15 protein-coding genes and 1 other RNA gene are annotated in these 24,635 nt (G+C 47.2%); 5 read left to right on the forward strand and 11 right to left on the reverse strand.

Annotation, left to right across the window (positions count from 1 at the left end; all coding sequences use genetic code 11):
* Positions 1-216: 216 nt before the first annotated feature.
* Complete coding sequence (locus tag ONT18_RS08410) at positions 217-3,117, reverse strand: beta-L-arabinofuranosidase domain-containing protein (RefSeq protein ID WP_437183717.1); 2,901 nt, start codon at positions 3,115-3,117, stop codon at positions 217-219.
* A gap of 278 nt (positions 3,118-3,395) precedes the next feature.
* Between ONT18_RS08410 and ONT18_RS08415 the strand changes: the two genes are divergently transcribed.
* The 3 genes from ONT18_RS08415 to ONT18_RS08425 are packed head-to-tail and all read left to right on the forward strand — an operon-like array spanning position 3,396 to position 10,350.
* On the forward strand, positions 3,396-5,381 hold the full coding sequence (locus tag ONT18_RS08415; protein ID WP_264904919.1) for a glycoside hydrolase family 97 protein: 1,986 nt from the start codon (positions 3,396-3,398) through the stop codon (positions 5,379-5,381).
* A 28-nt stretch (positions 5,382-5,409) separates the two neighbouring features.
* Positions 5,410-7,869: a family 43 glycosylhydrolase gene (locus ONT18_RS08420; protein ID WP_264904921.1), complete on the forward strand. Its 2,460-nt coding sequence runs from the start codon at positions 5,410-5,412 to the stop codon at positions 7,867-7,869.
* Positions 7,870-7,875: 6 nt separating this feature from the next.
* The gene (locus ONT18_RS08425; protein WP_264904923.1) at positions 7,876-10,350 is read left to right on the forward strand and encodes a glycoside hydrolase family 127 protein; all 2,475 of its coding nucleotides are present in this window, start codon (positions 7,876-7,878) and stop codon (positions 10,348-10,350) included.
* Between the two features lie 405 nt (positions 10,351-10,755).
* Here the strand turns inward: ONT18_RS08425 and ONT18_RS08430 are convergent, their stop codons facing one another.
* From ONT18_RS08430 to ONT18_RS08455, 6 genes are all read right to left on the reverse strand, one after another.
* Positions 10,756-12,183, reverse strand: a complete 1,428-nt coding sequence (locus tag ONT18_RS08430) for a PepSY domain-containing protein (RefSeq protein ID WP_264904925.1) — start codon at positions 12,181-12,183, stop codon at positions 10,756-10,758.
* Positions 12,152-13,054 (reverse strand): hypothetical protein, encoded by a 903-nt coding sequence (locus tag ONT18_RS08435; protein ID WP_119228953.1) that lies wholly within the window; start codon positions 13,052-13,054, stop codon positions 12,152-12,154. The genes ONT18_RS08430 and ONT18_RS08435 overlap by 32 nt, the downstream gene beginning before the upstream one ends.
* Before the next feature lie 124 nt (positions 13,055-13,178).
* Positions 13,179-14,117 carry an HmuY family protein gene (locus tag ONT18_RS08440; protein WP_264904927.1) on the reverse strand — a complete coding sequence of 313 codons (939 nt, stop codon included), beginning with the start codon at positions 14,115-14,117 and terminating at the stop codon, positions 13,179-13,181.
* Complete coding sequence (locus ONT18_RS08445) at positions 14,117-16,471, reverse strand: TonB-dependent receptor (protein ID WP_264904929.1); 2,355 nt, start codon at positions 16,469-16,471, stop codon at positions 14,117-14,119. Before ONT18_RS08445 ends, ONT18_RS08440 begins: the two co-directional genes overlap by 1 nt.
* 150 nt (positions 16,472-16,621) lie before the next feature.
* A complete protein-coding gene (locus tag ONT18_RS08450) occupies positions 16,622-17,287 on the reverse strand; it encodes a DUF4903 domain-containing protein (RefSeq protein ID WP_264904932.1) in 666 nt (221 codons plus the stop codon).
* Between the two features lie 8 nt (positions 17,288-17,295).
* Positions 17,296-18,732: a hypothetical protein gene (locus tag ONT18_RS08455; protein WP_264904933.1), complete on the reverse strand. Its 1,437-nt coding sequence runs from the start codon at positions 18,730-18,732 to the stop codon at positions 17,296-17,298.
* 861 nt (positions 18,733-19,593) lie between these two features.
* Between ONT18_RS08455 and ssrA the strand changes: the two genes are divergently transcribed.
* Positions 19,594-19,991: a transfer-messenger RNA gene (gene ssrA / locus ONT18_RS08460) on the forward strand.
* A gap of 64 nt (positions 19,992-20,055) precedes the next feature.
* Here ssrA and ONT18_RS08465 read toward each other — a convergent pair.
* Genes ONT18_RS08465 through rsmA form a run of 4 tightly spaced genes read right to left on the reverse strand, consistent with a single transcriptional unit; the run spans position 20,056 to position 23,368 of the window.
* The gene (locus ONT18_RS08465) at positions 20,056-20,970 is read right to left on the reverse strand and encodes a helix-turn-helix domain-containing protein (RefSeq protein WP_022121437.1); all 915 of its coding nucleotides are present in this window, start codon (positions 20,968-20,970) and stop codon (positions 20,056-20,058) included.
* A gap of 48 nt (positions 20,971-21,018) precedes the next feature.
* Positions 21,019-21,951, reverse strand: coding sequence for a ribosome small subunit-dependent GTPase A (gene rsgA, locus ONT18_RS08470; protein ID WP_264904940.1), 933 nt, complete (start codon positions 21,949-21,951; stop codon positions 21,019-21,021).
* Positions 21,952-21,985: 34 nt separating this feature from the next.
* Positions 21,986-22,546: a ribosome recycling factor gene (frr, locus tag ONT18_RS08475; protein WP_006847159.1), complete on the reverse strand. Its 561-nt coding sequence runs from the start codon at positions 22,544-22,546 to the stop codon at positions 21,986-21,988.
* A 12-nt stretch (positions 22,547-22,558) separates the two neighbouring features.
* Positions 22,559-23,368, reverse strand: coding sequence for a 16S rRNA (adenine(1518)-N(6)/adenine(1519)-N(6))-dimethyltransferase RsmA (rsmA, locus tag ONT18_RS08480; RefSeq protein WP_022121436.1), 810 nt, complete (start codon positions 23,366-23,368; stop codon positions 22,559-22,561).
* A 228-nt stretch (positions 23,369-23,596) separates the two neighbouring features.
* On the opposite strand from rsmA, the gene ONT18_RS08485 reads away from it, so the two are divergent.
* Entirely contained in the window at positions 23,597-24,595 is a 999-nt protein-coding gene (locus ONT18_RS08485) for a lysylphosphatidylglycerol synthase transmembrane domain-containing protein (RefSeq protein WP_264904942.1), read from the forward strand.
* Positions 24,596-24,635 lie beyond the last annotated feature (40 nt).

Consider the following 24,635-nt stretch of genomic DNA (forward strand, 5'->3'; position numbering starts at 1 on the left):
ATTCATGCTAGGTTTATTATTGTTTAAATTTCGATTGCAAAGTAACAAAATATTTTGTATATTATGCTACATTATCGTCTAAAAAAGTGAAAATATCGTCCAAACCTGGCGATTTAGACGATATTTTCGTCTTTTAAGCCGATTTTGTTACACTTAAATGTTGTTTATTCTAAATGATGTCTTTGTTGTCTTTAATGTTTTATTGTTTCTATATCTTTATTGTTTCATCGCCTTCTTCAGTTTTCCCACAGCGGCATGAATCATGTCGTGAGTTCCACTTCCGTCGGTCACGTATTTCTGAACCATTCTGCCATAGCTGATGGCTTCCTTGAGTTCCTCGCTGGTGTTGTCATCCGGCCAGCCGGCACGGCGAAGCAGACCGGAGAGTTCTCGGAGGTCTTCCATCTCTGCAAGATTGCCAGGGCGCATCGTGTTGATGGCACGGTTCAGGATGGCAGTAGTACCTTCCAGTTCATCCTGGGTCACCTTCTTCTTGCCCTTTGCCACCAGTTCCTGTGCCTGAGCCATCACCTTCTGCATGCGCTCATAGCCGAATGGTGCCCATGGAGCATACTCCGGAACCTTCTGCGAAAGGGCATTCCACTTCTCCTGGTCAGCCTTACGCTCTGCGGCAAGATTCAGGAGAGAATTCAGTTCGGTGAAATCTATCTTCACCTTCTTGCTCTTCTTGCTCTTGGCATCGGTCAGGTTGATGCGGTAGTAGTGGGTACTGTTGGCGTTGCGGTAATAATCGGGCTGGAATTCCTTGCCATCCAACTTCAGGGTAAGGAGATTGGCTCCTGCGCCTGTGGTCACGCCGTTCGATTCGCCCACGGTGATATTACTCAATCGGGAGTCGATGTTCAGCGTAGCCTGGTTCCAGGTCTGTGCACCTGTACCCGCCATCACCAATGGTCCGTACATCAGGGTTCCTACCCAGGATGTCTTCAGCGGAGTACCATCCAGACTTGCCACATCGCTCGAAAGCTTGTCGGCACCATATTCGATATGCTTGCTGAATGGCATGTCGATTTCTACGACATCTCCCACCTTCCAGTGCTTCTGCTCCAGTTCTACATAGGTGCTAGGCTGATAGCTCTTTGCCACTTCCTTGCCGTTCACCTTGATGGAGAAACCTTGAGTCGCCCAGTATGGTACACGGAGTTTCAGGGTGAAATCGCCCTCGCCTTCCGTAATCTTGATGGCTGAATGCTGTGCCGGCCACAGGCAATCCTGCTTGATAGTCACGCCCTTCTCCTTCCAGTGGAGGGTGGTTGGCATATAGAGACCTACCCAGAGGGTATGATCGTTGGCAAAATAAGCCGACTGCTGGTACTTGGTATGATTTTCAGAACCTGTACCACCGCAGCAGGTGCTCTGAGGTGTCTCGTTGCCGAACGGCTTGGTGGCATTCAATCCTACTGCATACTGATAGCAGGTTTGATACTGGTCCGGATTGAGCGAACCGATAATCTGATTATACAGCGTACGCTCGATATAGTCGAGATACTGTGCATTATCAGGGTTATAACAGTTCAAATCCTTGCTCAACTTGACGAGGTTATACGCGCAGCAGGTTTCGTTGATATCCGGATAAGCCTCCGATTCGCCTTCCTGCAGTCCATTGGTTGCCATACTCAGAATCTGGGTATATGGCTGGCGGAACATCTCTCCATTTCCTACACCACCCATCGCATACATGTATCTCCCCTGCACCAGTCTCCAGAAGTTCTCTGCCAGATTGTAATAGTATGGCTTCTGATTGCTCTTGTAGCTGCGCAGCGCTCCGATAATCATCGGAATATGCTGGTTGGCATGGCGGGTGCGGATGTCATCGATGTTCTTGCTCAGCGGATCATAGAACTTAGGCGCATCGAAACAGTTGGCAGCCTCGAGGAGCTTTGCCTTTTCATCCGGATTGGAAACCATCTCAGAAAGACGGGCGAGCGATTCACTCATACCTCCCACCTCACCGGCGATGTACATGTCCCACATCTCGTAGCGGTTGCCCGGCTTGGCTCTGCGCTCATCCTGGGTGCCGTCCTGCTTTACGTAAGTGCGGTAGTGCATGCGGTTCCATACCCAGAGTCCCATATCCTTGGCGATGAGGAGTGCCTTGTCGCAGATTTCCTTATCATCAAAGTAGGTAGCGATGTCTATCAGACCGGCAAGTTGCTTGTGTACGCTGTAATAAGGTGCCCAAACCCAATCGGAGTTGTTGTAAGCACGATACATTTCAATCAGAGCACAATGCTGAGCCGGAATGGCGTTGATATAGCCGTAGCCATAAAGTTCAGGGTGCTTCTTATACTCATCAAAAGCAGCCCAGGTGCCCTTCATCTTTCTGAGTTCTGCCTCAGGTGCGAAATCACGAGCCTCCCAGTTGCGCTTCAGCTCCTTATTATATACGAAGGTCTTCTCCTGACACTCTCGCAACTCATTCACCATTCGGGTGATGTTCTTGCGGAGGATGGCTTTCTGCTCTGGGTTAGTTGCCACGGCGTATGCCTGTGCGATAGCCGACATATAGTGGCCAGATCCATGACCCTTGAGTTTGGTGTCTGGCGAATCCCAGCCATCACTCTTGGTATAGCCCTCCGTGCTCAAACCATAGGTATCACGATAGTTGTAGAGTTGCTGGGTAACATCCCAGGAACAGATCTCACGGAGTGCCTCATCGCGGTTGTGGGTGAGTCGGTTGTCACCATCTATGCTCACATCAGCGAGTGAGAAGGTATGAGCCACTTCCTTTTCTGGAGTCTGATAGCCTCCTGCCACCACCTTGATTTGTGCCTTGACAGGATAACCATTGTCGGTAGTCTCATCACCAATCACAAAACCACCTATCTCATATTGGCTCCCGGCAGGATGTTTCTGCGCATCAGCCTCAGCCTGCTCATCAGCAAGCGGAGCGTTAGCCCAGCGCACCTGGCGATACTCTGAATAACCATCAGAATAGGTTACCCATACGAGATTAGGAAGTCGGGGAACTGTGCCCACCGGACAATCTACTGATATTGCCTCCACCTTAGAGATGGTGCGATAAACAGTGGCTGCCGTTGTCATGGATGGCAAACTGGCTACACCTATCAATAATGTAAACTGCTTTAAATCCATATCTTCTAGGTTTATTATTGTTTCATTTATTTTTCTGGCTGCAAAATAACAGAAAAAATCAACGAAGTCCTAAAATTATCGTACATAAAGATACAATTATCGTCTAACAGGATACTTGTGATACGATATTTTCATCATTTTGGACTTTCTTTGCATTACATAAACAATTCTATTCGTAAATTTGCAGCAGAAATAAAAACTTGTGGTAATCCGGTAATACAGGCATTGCCACCAAGCGAACAACAAAACGGACAAAACAACAATAAACCTAGAAAGTTATGGTTAAGAAACTCTTTTTCATCGCCACCTTATTATATATAGGGGCAACAGTATCGGCAGAGAACTATCTGGTGAAATCACCAGATGGTAAAATCGTAGCAGAACTCAACACCAACAAGTCTCTCTCTCTTCAATTTAAATACAATGGCTCCATTCTTTTACAGGAGTCTTCAATAGGTGTAACGCTGAACGATGGAACGGACATGGGTAAGAATCCGAAGGTAGCAAGTCACAAGCTTAGCAACCATAAGGAAACTATCCATGCGCCATTCTATCGTCAGCAAAACTTTGAAACAGCATATCAGGAACTGAATCTGAAACTGAAGAATGGTTTCGGCATCATCCTGAGAGCTTACGATGAGGGAGTGGCTTACCGATTCTATACCCAGCGAAAAGGCAAGACCATCATACTGAATGAAACCGCCGCCTACCAGTTTGGCAAGGACAAGAAGGCATGGTTGCCATACACTACGACACCAGAAAAGCCTTTTGCCATGGCTTTCCAGAATATCTATCACGAAACACGGCTCGATACCGCTAAGCAGGATTTGGCTTTCCTGCCAGCTACCATAGATTGCGGAAAGGCGAAAGTCACTATCCTGGAGAGCGACCTGGAGAAGTATCCGGGCATGTGGCTGAAGGCTAACAGCAGCGAACAGGATCAGGAGAAGGGAATCCTGAGAGCCGCCTTTGCTCCCTACCCTAAGGAGATGACCTACTACCCTTGGCGACACATGAGCCACGTAAAGAGCACCTGCGATTACATCGCAACCAGCACCGGCAAACGCAATTATCCTTGGCGCATCTTCGCCATCACAGAGTACGATACCCAGATGCCAACCAGCAATCTGGTGTACGCCCTGGCTGCTCCCAACAAGATAGGCGATACTTCCTGGATCAAACCGGGCAAGGTGGCCTGGGACTGGTGGAACGACTGGAATCTGAAAGGTGTGGATTTCAAGGCAGGCATCAACTTCGATACTTACAAATATTACATAGATTTTGCTCATAATCACGGCTTGGAATACATCATCCTTGATGAAGGATGGTACAACTCGAAAGAGGGAAGCATTCTGAAACCAATAGACGATATCCAGTTGCCTAAGCTCATAGAATATGGTAAGAGCAAGGGCGTGGATATCGTACTCTGGGCAGTCTTCAACGTGATGGACGAGAACCTGGAAACCATCTGCAAGACCTATGCCGATATGGGCATCAAGGGATTCAAGGTGGATTTCATGGACCGCGACGACCAGACCGCCATCGAAATGGTGGAACGCCTGGCTGCCTGCACAGCCAAGCATCATCTCATCCTCGACCTGCACGGCATCTACAAGCCACACGGCCTGAACCGCACCTATCCTAACATCCTCAACTACGAGAGTGTTTTCGGTATGGAAGAGTGCCGCTGGACGGAAGCCAAGAATGATATGCCACTCTATGATGTCACCTTCCCATACATCCGAATGATGGCAGGACAGGTGGATTTCACACCGGGAGCGATGAGAAACGGAACCCGAGACAACTGGAAGGCAATCTACACCAAACCGATTTCGATGGGAACCCGATGCCACCAGGCTGCCTGCTACATCGTACAGGACAGTCCGTTTACAATGCTTGCCGACACTCCTACCAACTACGAGGCTGATGAGCCATACACCCGATACATCGCTTCATTGCCAGTAGTCTTCGACAAGACCATCGTGCCACAGGGCGAAATCGGAAAGTATATCGTTACCGCTAGAAAGAAGGGCAACGACTGGTATGTAGGCGGTCAGAGCAACTGGGATGAGCGCACGCTCACCCTAAAGTTTGATTTTCTCCCAAATGGAGATTACGAAGCAATCGTATTGAAGGATGGCATCAATGCCAACCACGATGCCGAGGATAACAAGATAGAGAAATCTGTCATCAATCAGAAATCGGAAATGAAGATTCATCTTGCTTCGGGCGGTGGATTCGTCATCAAGGTTATCAAGAAATAAAAAAGCATTTAGAAAAAAAGAAGTTGATATGGTTAATAAGAATATAATTGTAACACTATTCGTAACAGCAGCTGCGGCAGTACCTCAAACGGGGGCTGCCCAGAAAGCTGCTTACAACACTCCGGGAGCCAGCAACCCTATCCTGTCTGGCTATTTTGCCGACCCAACCATCAAGAAGTTTGGTGATACCTATTATATATATGCTACTACTGACGGTAGCGGAGCCGGTTTCGGACCGGCACAGCTCTGGTGCAGCAAGGATTTCAAGAACTGGACCCTGATGCCGATGAACTGGCCGGACAGCCACTGGATATGGGCACCGGATGTGATGAAGAACGAAGCCGACGGCAAGTATTACTACCTCTACTGCCAGCCTTGCAAGCTTCATCTGGGTGTGGGCGATACACCTCGCGGTCCTTGGAAGAACGTGCTGGGCGAGAGCGAAGCCGTGCTCGTACCGGATAGATTCGTAAAGAATGCCATCACCCTGGATGGTCAGACCTTCCGAGATGATGATGGTTCGGTCTATATGTATTGGGGCACCTGGGGCATCTACAAGGGCTTCGGTTGCGGAGCAGGCAAGCTGAATCCTGACATGAAATCGTTCAGCGAAACCAAGCTCATCCCGAATACCGAGGTTACTCACTTCTTCGAAGCGCCATTCGTATTCAAGCGCAATGGCATCTACTATTTCCTCTACTCTTGCGAACATTGCGAGGATGCCAGCTACCGCGTAGATTACGCCACAGCCAAGAGTCCGCTCGGGCCTTACACCTACCACGGCACTATCCTCAAGACCAATGCCGATGGAACCGTTCATGGTCCAGGACACAACAGCGTGCTGCAGGAAGGCGACAACTACTACATCGTATATCATCGCCACGACAATCCGCATTCCAACCGTGGATTCCATCGTCAGGTGGCAATCGACAAACTCGAATTCAATGCAGACGGTACCATCAAGGAGGTCGTTCCAACCCACGAAGGACTCGATCTGAAACCGGAGATGAAGGTAGCAAAGAACCTCGCCTTCGGCGCCAAGGTTACCGCCTCTTCCTACTACGACAACGATTTCCGTCCGGAATATGCGGTTGATGACAACAACGGCACACTCTGGCGCCCTCGCACCACCGGACCAGCCTGGATCCAGCTCGACCTGGGCAAGAAGCAGAGCATCAAGAGCATCTGGACTCAGTTTGAATACGGAACACAGTTCTATCAGTATCTCATCGAGACTTCGAATGACGGCAAGCACTGGCAGACCTTCTCCGACAAGCGACAGAACCGTCTGGCTGGTTCGCCGATGGTAGATTTCGGAAATGCCAAGGCGCAGTACATCCGCCTCACCTATACCGGCGGACAGAAGAATGGTTTCGGTGGCGCCATCTGGAACATCAAGGTTTACGGTTCCGTAGAAGATTCAGCCCCACAGCAGTGGCTAGGCCTGACAGCAGCCGATTTCGATGGTACAACCTGGCATAACAACGAGGGAATGCTTGCTGGCAAGTTCTCGCTCCTTCAGGGCACCGCCCTCAGAGAGCGCATGGCTGGCAAAGATGCCATCACCCTGCAACCGGGCACCCAACTGGTGATGACTCATCCGCAGCTCGGCAAGACACGCAAGCATACCCTCACCGCCCAGGCTTTCGACAACGGAAGCTGGCATCAGATAGATGAAAACGATCCTCGACTGAATCTTTCTGAAGGAAAACTGGAAATTAGTGCAGGCGAAAAACAATTTACCCTCACCAATCTCCGTTATTATAACTGGGAACAGGAGGTGGCAGAAAAGACTTTCGATGCCCAGAGCAACATCGTGCGTGAGGCAGTAGCCGACAAGAACAGTCAGGGACTGGTGGTAGATATCAGCGCTGACTACTACAACGAGGGCGATACCGTGCCTTACATCAAGAACGGCAGTCCGCTGGATATTCACCTCAAGGGCGAGTTCGAGACGCAGCACGATACAGCAGCCATCATCAAGACCATAGAGGGCAAAAAGGCATTCGCCTTTACCGGCAAGGAGAGTTACAGAAGCAACTTCATGCTCCCAGCCACCATCCGCGACAACGCACCATATACCATCGAGGCATGGATTCTGAATCCGGAGATTGCCGAGAATGAATGCGTAGCCGATTTCACATCTTCTCACGATGAACTGGAAAAGCTGATGCTGGTAAACGGCACCGAACCACGCTGCGGTGTGATGAACCACTACGGATGGTATGAGGATGCCGGCTACAAGGAGATGAAGACACTGGAAGACAAGTGGCAGCACGTATATGTCTGCTTCGATGGCAGAATCGAGAGCATCTACATCAACGACAAGCTCATCAGCCAGAAGGATATCCAGCTCCTCGTCAAGCCATCGCAGTTTATGCTTCTGGGCAAGAATGCCGAAGAGGCATGGCCTTTCTCAGGCTATCTGCACTCATTGAAACTCTGGGATGAATACATTCCTTACAAAAAGACAAACAAAATAAACTAGCAATACATGAAAAAGATTTTGATGACATCAGCCTTGGCAGCATTGGCATTGATGCCTGCTTCGGCACAGAAGGTGAACAAGAGCTCGGGTGGTTATCCTATCACTCCGGTGCCTTTCACATCAGTAAAGGTTTGGAACAATACGTTCTGGGGACAGCGTATCGAAACCTCTCGCAAGGTAACCATCCCGCTGGCTTTCAGCAAATGCGAGTCGGAGGGAAGATACAAGAACTTTGAGCGCGCTGCTCACCCTAGCGACAGTTACGACGTGGGCAAACTGATGCCTTACAGCTTCGACGATACCGACCCATACAAAACGATTGAGGGTGCCAGCTACGTGCTACAGACCTATCCAGACAAGAAACTCAAGGCTTATATCGATAGCGTGCTCGATATCATTGCTCCGGCTCAGGAGGCTGACGGATATCTCTATACCGCCCGTACACAGAATCCGAAGCATCCTCATTTCTGGGCTGGCGACAAGCGCTGGAGCAAGGAAGAGGATCTGAGCCACGAGCTCTACAACCTCGGTCACATGGTAGAAGGTGCCGTGGCTCACTGGCAGGCTACTGGTAGCCGCAAGTTCCTCGACATCGCTATCCGCTATGCCGACTGCGTGGTTCGCGAGGTTGGTCCTAACCCAGGACAGGCTTGCGTGGTACCGGGACATCAGATTGCCGAAATGGCGCTCTGCAAGCTCTATCTCGCTACAGGCAACAAGAAATATCTCGAAGAGGCAAAGTTCTTCCTCGACTATCGTGGCAAGACATCTATCAAACAGGAATATTCTCAGAGCCACAAACCGGTATTGGAGCAGGACGAGGCTGTAGGTCATGCCGTACGTGCTACCTATATGTATGCTGGTATGGCAGATGTAGCTGCCCTTACCGGAGATACTGCCTATATCCACGCCATCGACCGCATCTGGGACAACATCGTGAGCAAGAAGCTCTACATCACCGGAGGTATCGGAGCTACTAACAACGGCGAGGCTTTCGGCAAGAACTACGAGTTGCCTAACATGAGTGCCTACTGCGAAACCTGCGCAGCTATCGGCAATGTTTATGTCAACTACCGTCTCTTCCTTCTCCATGGCGAGAGTAAGTATTACGATGTATTGGAGCGCACCCTCTACAATGGTCTCATCAGTGGTGTGAGCATGGACGGCGGCGGCTTCTTCTACCCTAACCCATTGGAGAGTATGGGCCAGCACCAGCGCCAGGCTTGGTTCGGCTGTGCCTGCTGCCCTAGCAACATCTGCCGCTTCCTGCCATCCCTCCCAGGCTATGTATATGCCGTAAAGGACAAGAATGTATATGTCAACCTCTTCCTCAGCAACTCTTCTTCTCTGAAAGTGGCTGGCAAGAAGGTGGCTTTGAGCCAGGACACAAAATATCCTTGGAACGGCGACATCGCCATCAAGGTGGATGACAACAAGGCAGGTCAGTTCGGTATGAAGATCCGCATCCCGGGCTGGGTAAAGGGTCAGCCAGTACCATCAGACCTTTACTACTACAGCGACGGCAAGCGACTGGGCTATACCATCACCGTAAACGGAAAGAAGGTAGAGGCTAAGGTAACAGAGGATGGCTATTATACCATCAACCGCAAGTGGAAGAAGGGCGATGTGATTCGCGTTCACTTCGACATGGAGGCACGCACCGTACGTGCCAACAACAAGGTAGAGGCCGACCGTGGCTGCATCAGCATCGAGCGTGGTCCTATCGTATATTGCGCAGAGTGGCCAGACAACCAGGGCTTCGACATCATGAGCATTCTGGAGAACCGCGAACCTCAGTTCGCTGAGGGCAAGCTCTCGTACGATGACTTCATCGACCCTAAATATAAGAATGTGCTGACACTCTACAAGGGTCAGAACATGGAGACCTTGACCGAGAACGTGCAGACCCTCGCCTACGACAAGAGCGGCAAGCTGAGCACCAAGGACCAGACCCTGACTCTCATCCCATACTTCGCCTGGGCTCATCGTGGCAACGGCAACATGAAGGTATGGTTGCCACAGGATGTCAAGGCTGCAAAGCCATCAGCTCCTGCAACTCTCGCAGCTCAGGCTAAGGTAGAATTCTCTTCTCCAGTGCCTGCCAAGAGCAGCATCACCGACGGACTGGTTCCAGCCGATGAGAACGACCGCTCTGTCCCATACATCCACTGGTGGCCAAAGAAGAACACTACAGAGTGGATTACCTACACCTTCCCAGAGAGCAAGGAGATCAAGACCAGCACCGTATATTGGTACGACGACCAGCCATGGGGCGGTTGCAAGGTGCCAGACAGCTGGAAGCTCTACTATCAGGACGAGGCAGGCAACTGGAAGGAAGTTCCAGGAGCCGATGCTTATCCATGCAAGCGAGGTGTAGCCTGCATCGTGAATTTCGACCCAGTGAAGACCAAGGCTGTGAAGCTCGAACTGAAGCAGCCAGAAACTCTGTCCTGTGGTTTGTTTGAGTGGAGCGTGAAGTAATAAGACTTATTTTTAAATATTTTTTTTCAAGAATTGCCATATTGCCATACCAGCCAGTAATCTCTCTGATTACAAAGCTGTTAGGTGTATGGCAATTCTTTATTTTTAGGGGTTATCTGCCATATATTGCCATGAACAATCTTTATTCATAACTTCGCCATCGATGCGGAAGAAATTACGTCCCGACGTAGCATCTGATACATCGCGACGTAACAACAACTGCGTCCCGACGTAGCATCTGATACGTCGCGACGAAAATGAGGGTACTAATTCTCACTATAACAATATATGGCAATTCCCGGCGCTTTTCCGAGAATTGCCATACGTACTTTTACGCTGAGTATCAACCATTTGCACATACAATATGGCAATATGGCAATTAAAACAACGCATTAAAACTTTTTTTTATTTTTTCTTCACCAGTCTAATGACATACCCAGACCAAAGACACCATACGGCAAGTATTCCCATCACGAAGATAAATATATATGTAGCAATACTACCTATGAAGATTCTACCGCTATGAGCCTCCAGAGCCACATTCCATAATGACATGGGCAGTTGGTTCATATAAGCGGGTTGTGGCGCAAAGTCGGTTCCTTCATTATACTCAGCAATGACAGGCGTATCAGAGAAATCCTGGCTCATACCTGCTATCGCCTTTTTTCCGAATGGTGCGCCAGTGTTCTTTAAAGCAGCTTTCCCGGTAGAATAATCAACGGTTGTCCCCTTTACTCTATCCCAAACAAAGAGACCACTAAACGAACCGCAATACCATTTACCATCTTTGTTTTGCTGAAGGACATTCAATCCCATAACACTGACTGGTGGAGTATTGGGGATGGACTCCAACTTTCCTGTCTGGAAATTCACGGAAAAGAAACCATCCGAAGTTGACAAGAGCCAGTCACCGAACTTTTCATCATAACGCACCACACGGAGTTTGTCATTCCAAGGGTTCTTGCTATGAAGCGTCGTCCCAGGAATAGACGGCATCTTGTTCAACACCAAGGCTATCATCACAGGTGGACGAAGGCACCAACCTGTCAGGGCTATCAACAAAGTAAGCATGATGGTATATCGGCCTATTTTGTCATGCCATTGTAGCGAAAAGCGAAGCAACCTCTTCTGTTTAGGCTTTAACCAGAAGATAAGACCTGAGATGCAGAGCAACACCAGGATGATGGCAATGCCATCTACGATGAGTTTACCAATGCTGCCAAACAACTCTCCACTGTGAAGCAGCCATATCGTACGAAAGACTGTAACCTTCCCATCATACTCCTTTGGCATAGGTAATTCTATCCGGTGGAAGTTCTGATAAGGTGGCAAGGAAACATAAGCATAGGAGCGGCTGAGAACCAAAAGCGTATCTCCATGAGCAGAAATGTCGCTCAACTTCTCTTCCGGCTCTGTCGGAAGAGTTACGCTTTTCCATATTTTGTGACTCCCCAACCGGTAGAGTGAAAATGGAGATACCGACCAGACAGAACCATCATCCGTTCTGATAACATTTCTTATCTGTCGGCAGTCTGCTCCTGCTGGAATCCCCTTATTAAAGTCCTTGAATGTGGATGCTGTAGAATCCGTTTGCCAGATTCCCCCGTTTCCATACAGCAATATGGCATCATCCAAAGCAAGCGTTCCTCTCAGCAACCCGCCATTCCAATTCTTGAATTCATAGCGGCTTGGCAGATATTTTCTGCTCACGTCCACATCTTTGATAAGCGAACGGTGGTTGAGCAAAATACCCGACAAGCAGAACATCAGCATGAAAAAGCTCATACCGATGCCTAACCATTTATGTTGTTTTCTCCAAGTTATTTTCTTCATTGTTCACCTGATTTAACGTTAGTCTTCTTTTAGATGCTATCATGATGTAGCCGAGCAATACCACGAATGCAACGAGGATAGAAATCATCTGTGTGGTGTATTTCTCTGGCTCAATCCAAATCTCCTTGAAAAAGTCCAAACGACCGAGCACTTCCACTGGAACCCAGAACACAACAACCGTTGCGATAGCCATACGGATGTTTGCTCCCCATGTGCTCAAACGCAACTGTTTCCTGAAGATGAAGAAACTGCCAATGAGGCAAGCCGCTGCCACGATGGAGGTGACAGGGTGATGGTCGCCTAGGAAGTTCTTGTCGTAGCAGAACATCAACAGGAGATAGCTAGTCCAGAGAATCATGTTCAGTTCCATGAAGGTGACGATACTTGTATGATGTGTCATCGGACGGGCGGCAATCTCGTTCTTGCGGGAACGGAAGAGAACACGCTGCCACCAGTTGATGAAGTTACATCCGTTCTTGGTTGAGAAGATGTAGAGCACCATCACCATCATCCACATGCCGAAGGTGGCAGGGAGGATGAGGTATTCAGGGCGAGTCACAACTTCGCCATTCTCCATCTCCGGCTGTGTACCCCAGCGGGTAGCATAGTACTGGAACAGAAATTCTATCCAACCGGTCCAGAAAAGCAGACCTCCGAAAAGTCCCCAAAGAGTCTGTTTGGTGTCTCCCTTTACGAAGACACCGATTACTACCATGATAAGACCTGCCAACCCCATGAAGAAGGCTGAGTAATGCACAGCTTCAGGAGTCATCGTCTTATCCATTATCATCATCAGCGCATGTCCCAACGGCATGGTAAAGAGTACCACGAGGAACGAGGCGATGGATTTCCACCAATTCAATTGTTTCATATTTTTTAATGTTGAGTGTTTAATGTTGAATGTTGAGTGTTGAGTGTTGAATGTTGAATGTTGAATATGCTGAGTATATGAGGGCGTATGCCTAACTCAACATTCAACACTCAACATTCAACATTTACTTTAATTCATCTAAGTAATAACTGATTCTTCCTCCCTCATCACCTATCTGCACATTGGCATCATACCAGGAGATAATCTGGAGTTTGTAATATCTCTCGCCATCCCATGAACGGATTACGTAGGTATGGAAAGAAGGAGTATATACTGGAGGTGGACCAGAGAAGTTCATTGCCTTTTCGAGCACCGGATTGCCGCTTACCAACTGCTTGGCTGGTCCGTTATTCGGGTCGAACCAAGGGTTCTTGTTCATATCCAGTTTGTTGGCGATGCAATACTTGTTCCAGTCGTTCTGCGACATGGTGACATAGACGCTTGCTGAATCATCCACGGCGAAAGTCATGTTGTGTTCAGCCAGATAAGCATCCACCTGCGCCTTGCTCGTCCACTTGTCATATTCGCCATAGCCCAGGTCGGCAGCACCGCCCTTGCCTGGACCGCTCGTTCCACTGTTGGTGCGGAGCTGATAACCATTGAAGGCGAGATCCCACTCCGTAGCAGGATAAGCCATCGTATTGGGGTCATCCTCCATGTTCTCCATCACCAGCAGACTGTTTGCCTTTCGGGCAACCATCTCGTAGCCCTGCTTCGGATTGTTAGGATTCACCAGCACCTTATTACCATCGGCATCGCGCTTATAGTCCTGGAACACGTTCTTCTGAACGCCCTCCGTCCAATATACGGTGGTGTCGCCCTTGCAACCAAAGTAATCCTTCACCGGTTTGCCATCAATAAAGGCGATGACACTCTGGTTAGGATTCAGCACATTATAGCGATGTCCCGTCTTCAGGTCAAAATAGAGCCAGTCGTTGGTAACACCCGTGCTATAACCTGTTTTTCGGGGCAAGGTATGACCAGTGAAGTCCTCAGCCTCATAAGATACGCAGCTCGTCATTGCGGCTGCCATACCTATTATATATAGTAATGCTTTCTTCATTATTTTTTCTTTCTAAATGCTTTTACCAATTCATCTACCAACACTTCCACCTGCACATGCGCCTTGGCTCCTGCCGTGGCTGGCACGTTAAACATGGTGATGCCCGAACCTAAGGTCTTTGGCACATAGTTAAAGATGTTATCCACACCCACCGTCACCTTCACCTTATTATAGAAGGTCTGAATCACCGACAGGTTGCACAATACATACTGAGGCAACTGGCAGCGGAAGTAGGCATCGTGGCTCTCGCCGTTTACAGAGAGTAGGTCCTGCACATCAAACTTCTTCTCACCCATGTAGCTTGCCGAGAAGGTGGCGCCCAGTCGGTAGTTCTTCTTGCTGTACTTATAGTCGAGGCTCGCCGTAGCAGCATGAGGCGAAGTGGTGTTCACCTGGATGCCATCTGTCTTGCTCACGTTCACGTAGCTGTAGGTGGCATTCATCGTGAAGTGGTTGAGGAAGTGCCAGCGCATGATGGTCTCCAGTCCGATGAGGTTCTGCTTCGACAGATTAGTATATTCGAAATTGTACTGCATTTTGTAGATGCGCCATACACCCTCAATCTTCTTGCGGAAGAAGTTGCCATACACATTGCCCGAGATGAAGAAGTTATCGTTCGAGTACTCTGTGCCCAGACTCACGTAGTTGTTCTTCTCAGGCTTCAGGTCCTCGTTACCCTTAATCATGAACATGCCGAGGTGGTCCCAGTTGAAGAACAGCTCCTTGATGCTTGGCGAACGGTAGCCCATCGAATAGTTGGCTCTCCACGCCCAGTGATCCGAAGGACTCCACTTGAAGGCAATCTTAGGCATCGCCATCAGTCCGAAGGCACGGCTGAAGTTGGTTCTCACACCTGCCGAAACCATCCAGTGGTCGTTCATCGTCCACTCGTCCTGCAGGAAACCCTCCGTTTCCTTCAGCGAACGGGTGCGCATGATGTGGGAGGCATCGCCGTTGAATCGGTCGCTCGTCAGGTCATCGCTCAGGTGCTCGATACCGAGGATGAGGTCGTGGCCCTCGAACTTCTGCGAGGTGATGGAGAGGCGAGGCTGGAAGATACGGCTCTTATACACCTTGGTACGCTCGTCGATGCGCTCATGACGCTTGAAACGATCGTAGAAGTCGCCATGAAGGGAGGCGGTAATCTTGAACCAATCCTTGAAGGAGTACTTAATCTTGGTTCCAGCCGTCCAGTCACGCGCCTGACTGAAAGTCATATCCTGAATGAGGTCGTAGGTATTCATATAGAACGCACTACCGTAGGCAAGAATCTCCAGGTTCTTGAAAGGGTCGTAGAATACCTTCTGCGATACCGAGATATGCTCCGTGCCCTCGATGCCCATTGGCGGACGGGAAGCCACGCTGGTGATGGTCACGTCGTGGTCGAGCCAAGGGTTCGCCTCTTGGGTATATACCTTCTTGTCGTTCTCCGCCTGATACATGTAGAAGGCATCGCTCGAAGAATACCACACGTCGGTCTGCGAAGTTACCTTGCCTGCATTGAATCCTGCCGACACCCAGCTCTGCAGGTTCGGGCGGTCAGCGTTCTTCTCAAACATATACAGGAAGTCCTTCTTGGAAGGATTCTTGTAGTTGCGCTCGTTCATCTGTCCCCAGCGTACACCAGCCTGAATGTCGATAGGCTTGGTGGTCTTCTTGGTGATGAGGTTGATGACGGCACCCGATGCACGGCTTCCATAGAGGGTACTGCTGGCACCTTTCACGATTTCGATGCGGTCGATGGCATGGAGGTTGAATCGCTCATAGTCGAGGTTACCCGCCATGTCGCCCGTCAATCGCTCACCATCCTGCAGGAAGAGCACGTGGCGGGCATCCAAGCCCTGCATGGAGATTTCGTTGCCGAAGCCCACTTTCTGGATATTCATACCCGGGGTTTCCTGTTGCAGTGCCTTGGTCAAGTCGGCATAGCCTGCATCTACCAGTTCCTTACCGCCGAGCACCTGCGTGCTCACTGGCGAGAGCTTGATAGGTCGGGCGGTACGGGAACCAGTAACCACCACCTCGTTCACCTTCATCACGTCCTCGGTCATGAAAAGCTTGAGGGAGCTGTCGCTTCCGATGGTTCCCCTCAGAGGGTTATAGCCCACGGATACCACCTGGTAATAACACTTGCCGCTCTGAGTCACCGAGATAGTAGCCTCACCATCCATGTTGGTAACAACACGCTGTGGCGATTTCAATTTCTCGTTGTCGGCGTAGGTGATGACTGCGCCGATGATTGGCTGCTCAGTGGCTTTGTCGAAGATACCGAACTTCACCTTTCGCTGTGCAGCGACAGGGAGGGCGAGTATCAGCAGTAAGCCGATAAGCATTACATTTCTAATTGTCTTCATTTATATTGCTATTCTATTTTTTCCAAATCCTTACACGATTTCAGCCTCGCTATGGCTTGTTTCTCTTCCTTTCATTTTTTACTTGCAAAGGAAAGAGAGATATGTCTGGACATACCCCTCTTTCCTTGAATAGATATAAGCTACAGTCTCTTATTTGATTCCGTGCTCCTTTTTATACGCAGCCAAGTCTTTTTCGTACTGTTCAAATTCAGCTGCATAATTGTTGATGCGATTCTTATCTATTGTTTGCAAGAAACAATCTGAACGTACATTCATCATGTTATAGCTTACAACAAACTGAATTTGATGCGTGTTAACATTATAATAGCCTTGTATAAAACTACCTTTGACAACAGAGCCATTTGAACCATCACCATCGAAATCTGAGCCATCTTCATTTTGTCCCCAGCAAGAACCATTCTCACCTTTGAACTTAATCCAACCGCTTCCTGAATATTCTTTTTGTTCCCATGAATTCAGTTCTGTACATTTAACATCACACTTAAAATTGATGGTCATACCCATGGCACCTACAGTAAAGCCTAACAACGATATGTTGAAAGTTTGTTTGTCAGTTCCACTCCATTGAAACTTAAATTTCGTAGGACAGCCAGTTGCAAGCAACGTTTTATCGACACCGCTCATTTCCGCTTTTGTGCTAAGAACAATGTCTCCATTCAGATAGTTTTTGGCACTTTCGACCAAAGCCTCGTCAGCATTACCTTCTGTAATTTCTTGATCAGAAGAGCAAGAAGAGACCAATATGACAGCGAAGATGGCTCCAAGAATTATCGAGATATAACGAATTGATTTCATAATTATATTTATTTTACCAATTTAGTCCATCTTATCGCACCGACTTTGCGATAACTCAGCCATCCGTCATCTAAGTGTTCTCTGTATTTTCTAATAAATGTTTCGGCTCCATTATCAAATACATCTTGAGAAACGGCAAGAGTTGTTTTTATATTTGTGCTTTCGAATGGTTCAAGAGTCGGTACACCAGCCATATTTGCATAAGCATGTGTCAGTTCCGGATAGACAATCTCACAATCTCCCAAATTAAGAAGCGTGAAATAACCCAAAGCGTAAATGGATTTTAAATCAAGTTTTTTCAACGAAGGCAAGTCTCGTAACTCAATACCATCCATCACACCACCATTGTTCATGTCAGAAAATATAATATTCTCAAGCTTTTCACAATTATTGCACACAATTAGATTCCCCAGATTATGATCAAAGTCATTGTAATTTTGATTAGCGATAAGCGTACTGGACAAATCAAGTGAAACCAAATTGTCGTTTCCTGTTAATTTCAAATTAACGAGATTCGTAGCTTTTGACAAATCTAATCCTTCCGTTCTTGTTTGAGTAAGCCAAAGACCTTTGATGTTGCTTCTTGGCATTACATATCCAACAGAGAATTGGCGTTTTTCATTTTCATAGCCAAAAACGACATAATTTTCAGGATAGTAAGGATTGTTGATTACATATTCTATTCCTTCAATCGACTTAATATCACCAATATGCTCATACTGATTTGGATATACTAATTGAAAATTAGCCATATCCATCTTAGCCATAGGTATGCTAATATCTATTTTATCATCTGCTGTAAAAATTTTAGGAAGTGCTTGCTTCAAAAATGTACGGAAATACTCGTCTGGAACTTCTCTCAAAGTATTGTACTTCTCCAAAGAGCCCTTATCATTTACCATTTGCATATCAACTGTCTTATTCTCTGCCTCATTCTGGGTATAGAAAGGCATCAAATCCTCTACATTATACTTGCAGGAAGCAGGGAGATAAAGTTTTGTAAACTCATGAAGGATGGTAGCTTTCACCTCATCATTCTCAACCTTGGCTGTTACCAAGCCGTCGAAGTCGTAGATGTCATTGCCCTGCAAATCAAGACCTGTAATCTGTGAAGGAAGTGAAGCGATATGGAAAACTGGACCATAGCCATTGCTGCTAAGGTTCAACTCTTTCAAATTAGGAAAAACAGAAAGTTCCTTCAAGGCAGCGGTATCAACCTTTGTGCCTGAAAGGTCGAGAGATGTGGTGCTGTTGGCTTTGTCGTCAAGGAGCATTTTGCCATTTTCATCAAACTGGTATCCCTTAGCTTTGAGGATAGTCATCAACTCTGAGTTGCTTACAGCCACATTGCTGTAAGAAGGTGCATCGTCGTCACTGCTGCAAGAAGCGAAGCCGAGGCAGAGAGCCAGGGCAGCGAGACCGATGAAATTCTTAAAAATCTTCATTGTTTTCTAAACTTTTAAAGTATTTATAATTAAAATTAAATATTATCTTGAATCAGGGTGCAAAGGTACATATTTCTAAGAAGGTATGCAATACCTAAAAATTAGGAAAATTACGAATACATCATCCTCATTTATGGGGATACAAAAGCAAAAATCATGTTTTACATGCTATTCTCCGCATACTCTAGGTATTTTAAGCCCCGTTTCCTGTGCTTTTTCTGGTCTTCATTGATGACCGGCGCCTGCCATCATTTAAGACCCGCTGCGGTCTTCTATGATGACCGCCCTAAGGCACAAAAGGCTGTTCAGTATTCAGTATTCAGTTTTTTTCGCTGTTGTTTCCATCCGCTCTATAGATAGTATGAGGGTGTGTCATAAGTCTGAATAATAGTTGGCGCATAACAGTTGACCAACGCATGCACATCACCTGTTGTGCATGCGCATATCAGCTGTTATGCAAGCGCACAACAGCTGTTGTGCGACCGAAGATACTGACTGTTTCAACAACATATCCTAACTCTTCCAACAACATATCCTAACTCTTCCAACAACATATTCTGTCTCTTCCAACAACATATTCTAACTCTTCCAACAACAAGAAGAGGGTGAATTATAAACTTATGACACACCCTCATAAAATAATTACTTACAATTTGTAACCATAGAAAGGGTAACTATCGCGAAAAAAACTGAATACTGAATACTGAACACCCTTTTAGGTGTCGCACGCCCTGAGGTATAACAACACTCATAAATCGCTCATTTTAAGCTATTCGGAATATTTGGGCAGAATTTTTCCTTAAAAAATTTGGTAGTTTCAAATTTTCGCCTTATCTTTGCACCCAATATCAGAAAATTCTCGGGGTTGACTGGATTTGACGGCGAGATGAAATGGTACGTAAGCATGCGGAGGCTCGTTGGCTACCTCCTAAATCCTAGTGAACAAAAAATTAATTGGCGAAAATAACTACGCTCTCGCTGCCTAGTCGAAGTATAGTAAACTAGCTTTATTCCAGCACAGGGTGCTGGAACGAGACATCGCTCAACGGATGTTGTTCCGAATCTTGTTGATCAAGCGGTGCAGGTAAATCGGAAATAGTTCATGTACGCCTCGTTGCATGGATGAAATTTTAGAGGATAAGGGTATGATTGGTGGTCCAGGTCCTGTCATGCCTCGAAAACCGAAGGCTGGAATAAGCATGTAGAAAGCGTATGGTTTCCTTGTGCGGACGAGGGTTCGAATCCCTCCAGCTCCACCCTATTTGATAGAAACAAAAAACTCGCAGATTCTTTCTTTAGAATTTGCGAGTTTTTATTTTGCTGTTATTGTTTTCTCAAACTTTCACGATACTTCAGAGGTGACATGTGCAGATGCTCTCTTACATATTTACCGAAGAATGAGGTATTGGAGAAGCCCAGTATACCTGAAATCTCCTTGATTGTTTTCGTTGTAGAACGGAGATAATAGGTGATATCAGCAAGCGTATACTCCGTAATCCACTCGATGGCCGTCTTGCCGGAATGGCGCTTGCAGATGATGGAGAGATATTTTGGCGTGATACAAAGCTGCTGCGCAAAATATTCTACAGGCTGATGCTTGATTTCGCTCTGCTGCAACATCTCCAGGAACTTATCAAAGAAATCGCTGGCACTGGTTCCCAAAGTTTCTTTCGGGAGATCAGTCAGCAAAAGATTGCTCACAGCAAGGAGAGCACTCTTCAGGAGCGTCTCCACAATCTCACGGCGATATGGTTTCCATGAACTGCGGTCGTTGAACTTCGGATCCAGACAGAGGCGCACCAAGTCGGTAAACTTAGAATAGAATACCATATCCACCTCGTTCATCTTCAACACCGAAACCTTGCTCACATACATGGCACGGTTCCATACCGAGATATGAGAACGAAGAATACCAAGCAAGCCGTGATTGCTGACACACATGGCTGTGCATGCAAAATCTTCCGACACCTCTTTGATGTCGAGAATAGAGTTAGGCGGACTGATAAATATATCGCCCTTCTCCACGGTGAATTCCCGCCCGTTGAGTTCAGCTCTCAGGCTGCCTCTCTGACAGGATGCAATCATGTTCATCTGGAATCTCATAGGGTCGGGGTTCTGCAACACCTTGACATTATCTATAATCAAGATGTCCTCATCCAGATAGCTCGCACTGATTTCTGCACTCTGTGCGAACTCACCTTCTTCGATACGCTGCCTGACGTCCTTCTGTTCTTTCATTAATATGCTTTTTAAATTTCTTCACTCTTCGTTCTTCACTCTTCACTATCAAAAAGCCTCTCTGTATTTGTTTTCGTCCTTATCCTCCAACATAGAGAGATAACTCTGATAGCGGCTAGCTGCAATATAATGTTCCTCAACCGCCTTGATTACCGCGCACCCCGGTTCGTGGGTATGGGTACAGTCAGAGAACTTACAATCCTGAGAGAACTTGAAGATTTCCTTAAAATAGCTGGTCAGCTCTTCCTTTTCGATATCAAAGGTACCAAAGCCCTTGATGCCCGGAGTATCAATGAGATAACCACCTTCCGGCAGTTCCAGCATCTCACTGAAGGTTGTGGTATGCATTCCGCTATTATGCGCCTCGCTGATTTCGGCGGTACGCTGCTCTGCTTCAGGAATGAGCTGGTTGATGAGGGTTGACTTTCCTACCCCACTGTTGCCGCTCAACAAAGATTTCTTATCCTTGATAAGAGGTCGCAACAGTTCAACTCCTTCTCCTGTAGCTGCCGACAATTCGATACATTTATATCCGATGGTCTCATAGAGCGTACACATCATCTTCTCGTAATGCAATTCTTCTTCTGAAAGTATGTCACTTTTATTGAAGATGATGATAACAGGCACTCTGTAGGCCTCAGCGCCAGCTAGGAATCGGTCGATGAAGGTAGTAGAAGTCTGCGGATAATTCACCGTTACCACAAGCAGCGCCTGGTCTACATTAGCAGCCAGAATATGACTCTGCTTACTGAGGTTAGGTGATTTACGAATGATATAGTTTTGGCGGTCTTCGATAGAAGAGATAAATGCCGTACCCTCCTGGTTGGTAATAAGCTGCACATAATCGCCTACAGCCACAGGATTGGTGCTGCGGATGCCCTTCAATCTGAAATTGCCCTTGATTTTACTTTCTATCAGCTGGCCATCGTCTGTCTTGACGGTGTACCAGCTGCCTGTATTTTTAATAACGAGTCCTCTCATTATCACTTATTAAATAATGTAAGTCCAGAATGATTTAGACTGTCATGATTTCCTTCTCCTTCTCGTCCATCAGGTTTTCGAGCTGCTTGATGTACTTGTCGTGGAGTTTCTGCAAATCGTTCTCAGCATCCTTCTCCAAGTCTTCAGAAAGTCCATCCTTGATAGCTTTCTTCAACTTCTCCTTGATTTCCTGGCGCACGTTGCGCACCTCAATCTTAGCACGCTCAGCAATCTTGTTACACTGCTTTACGAGTTCCTTACGGCGCTCACCTGTTGGCTGAGGAATACCCAGACGTACGATTTCGCCATTGTTCTCAGGAGTGATACCTACACCACTATCCATAATAGCCTTTTCGATATCCTTGATAGCCTTTTTGTCCCAAGGGCGGATAGCGATAGTACGGGCATCAGGGGTTGTAACTGTAGCTACCTGGTTCAGAGGAACCATACTGCCATAACTATTTACGCGCACACCATCGAGGATGGCTACATTAGCACGACCAGCACGAACATGAGAGAGTTCCTCTGCGAGATACATTGCTGCCATCTCCATACGCTCTGCTGCAGAATTCAAAGTTTCTTTAACGTCTATCATAATTATATGTTTTTATTTTATTAATTCTAATCTTTTCAATTCTTCGCCCACATAGTTGGTGAGTTCTACAAACTGCTGGATAGTGAGCTGCTCAGGACGCTTGGTCATAATGTCTGTGGTGTAGAAATCCTCGCGTGGGGTTACCCCCGGGAACATCTGCTTGAGGCTTACACGGAGCATCTTGCGACGCTGGTTGAAGACAGTCTTTACCAGACGCTTAAACAGTTTTTCATCACAGCCAAGGTCAGTCACCTTGTTGCGAGTCATACGGATTACCGCACTCTTTACCTTTGGTGGTGGGTTGAACACATTCTCATCTACCGTAAAGAGATATTCCACATCATACCATGCCTGGATGAGCACACTGAGAATACCATAGGCTTTGTTACCTGGTTCTGATGCCATACGCAATGCCACCTCGCGCTGAATCATTCCGGTACAGCAAGGAATGAGATCCTTGTAATCGAGCATCTTGAAGAATATCTGCGATGAGATATCGTATGGATAATTACCTGTCAGTACAAACTGCTTTCCATCGAATATCTGGTTCAAATCCATTCTCAGGAAGTCTTCACCGATAATATTATCCTTGAGTGTCGGGAAATTCTCATGAAGATACGCCACCGACTCCGAGTCGATTTCCACTGCCTTGACGGGTCTTGGTTTCTCTACGAGATATTGGGTAAGAACGCCCATACCTGGTCCGATTTCGAGAACAGGTATATCCGGGCAGGCATCCACCGTATCGGCGATGCGCTTTGCTATATTGAGGTCGGTCAAGAAGTGCTGACCGAGATTCTTCTTAGGCTTTACAGCTTTCATATCTTATCTTTATATTATATATTTTGCAAAAATACGATTATTTTTTGAGAATCCACACGAAGTATGCGATTTTTTTTATCTTTTTGGGTAAAAAAGGGAAAGAGCCACTTGTTTCTTAAAAAAAAGGCTATACTTTTAGCCATAAATGGCGCCCAAGCGTTTATTTATGCTAAAAATATGCAGATTCGAACGATATTGTCAATAAAAGTATTATCTTTGCATCTAATTATGGATATAAAGAAGATAGCAAACAACATATGGAAGGTGGCTTTGTCGCTCATTCTGGGTGGCGCCATCCTTTATTGGATGTATCGCGGATTCGACTTCAAGCAAGTAGAAGATGTTCTGCTTCACAAGATGAGTTGGACCTGGATGCTGCTGTCGTTCCCTTTTGGCATCTCTGCCCAGGTGTTCAGAGGATGGAGATGGAAACAGTCGCTGGAACCATTAGGCGAGAAGGCACGCTCCAGTATCAGCGTCTACTCCATCTTCCTGTCCTATGCTCTGAGTCTTGTAATTCCTCGTGCGGGCGAGTTTGCCAGATGCGGCGTATTGAAGAAATGGGATGATGTTTCGTTTCCGAAAGCCTTGGGTACCGTCGTTACAGAAAGAGCCATCGATTCACTCCTCGTGCTGCTGATTACGGCGCTGGTCTTTGTAATGCAGATTCCGGTATTTCTCAATTTCTTTGAGAAAACAGGTACGAGCATGGACAGTTTACTCTGTCAGTTTACAGCCACAGGTTACATTGTGACCGCCATCTGTGGCATAGCAGTACTCATCCTTGCTCACTATCTGCTCAAGCGACTCGCTATATATAATAAGGTAAAAGCAACACTGGGAGGACTCTGGCAAGGTATCATCTCGCTGAAAGGTGTCAGAAATGTACCGCTCTACATCGCCCTTACACTGGGCATCTGGTTGAGCTATTTCTTCCACTACTATCTTACCTTCCAATGCTTCGAAGCAACCTCCCATCTCAATCTGATGTGCGGCCTGGTGACATTCATCGTGGGCAGCATAGCGGTCATCGTACCAACGCCTAACGGAGCCGGTCCTTGGCATTTTGCCGTCAAGACAATGCTCATACTCTATGGCATTCAGGCAAACGATGCCCTCTTCTTCGTTCTCATCGTACACTCCGTGCAAACCCTGCTTGTAGTCCTTTTGGGAATCTATGCCTGGATAGCACTGGCGTTTACCGGGAAAGTGAAGAGTGAAGAGTGAGGAGTGAAAAGTGAAGAATCCTCTTGCTTTAGGGCGTATG

The organism is Segatella copri (assembly GCF_026015295.1).
Taxonomy (GTDB): domain Bacteria; phylum Bacteroidota; class Bacteroidia; order Bacteroidales; family Bacteroidaceae; genus Prevotella; species Prevotella copri_C.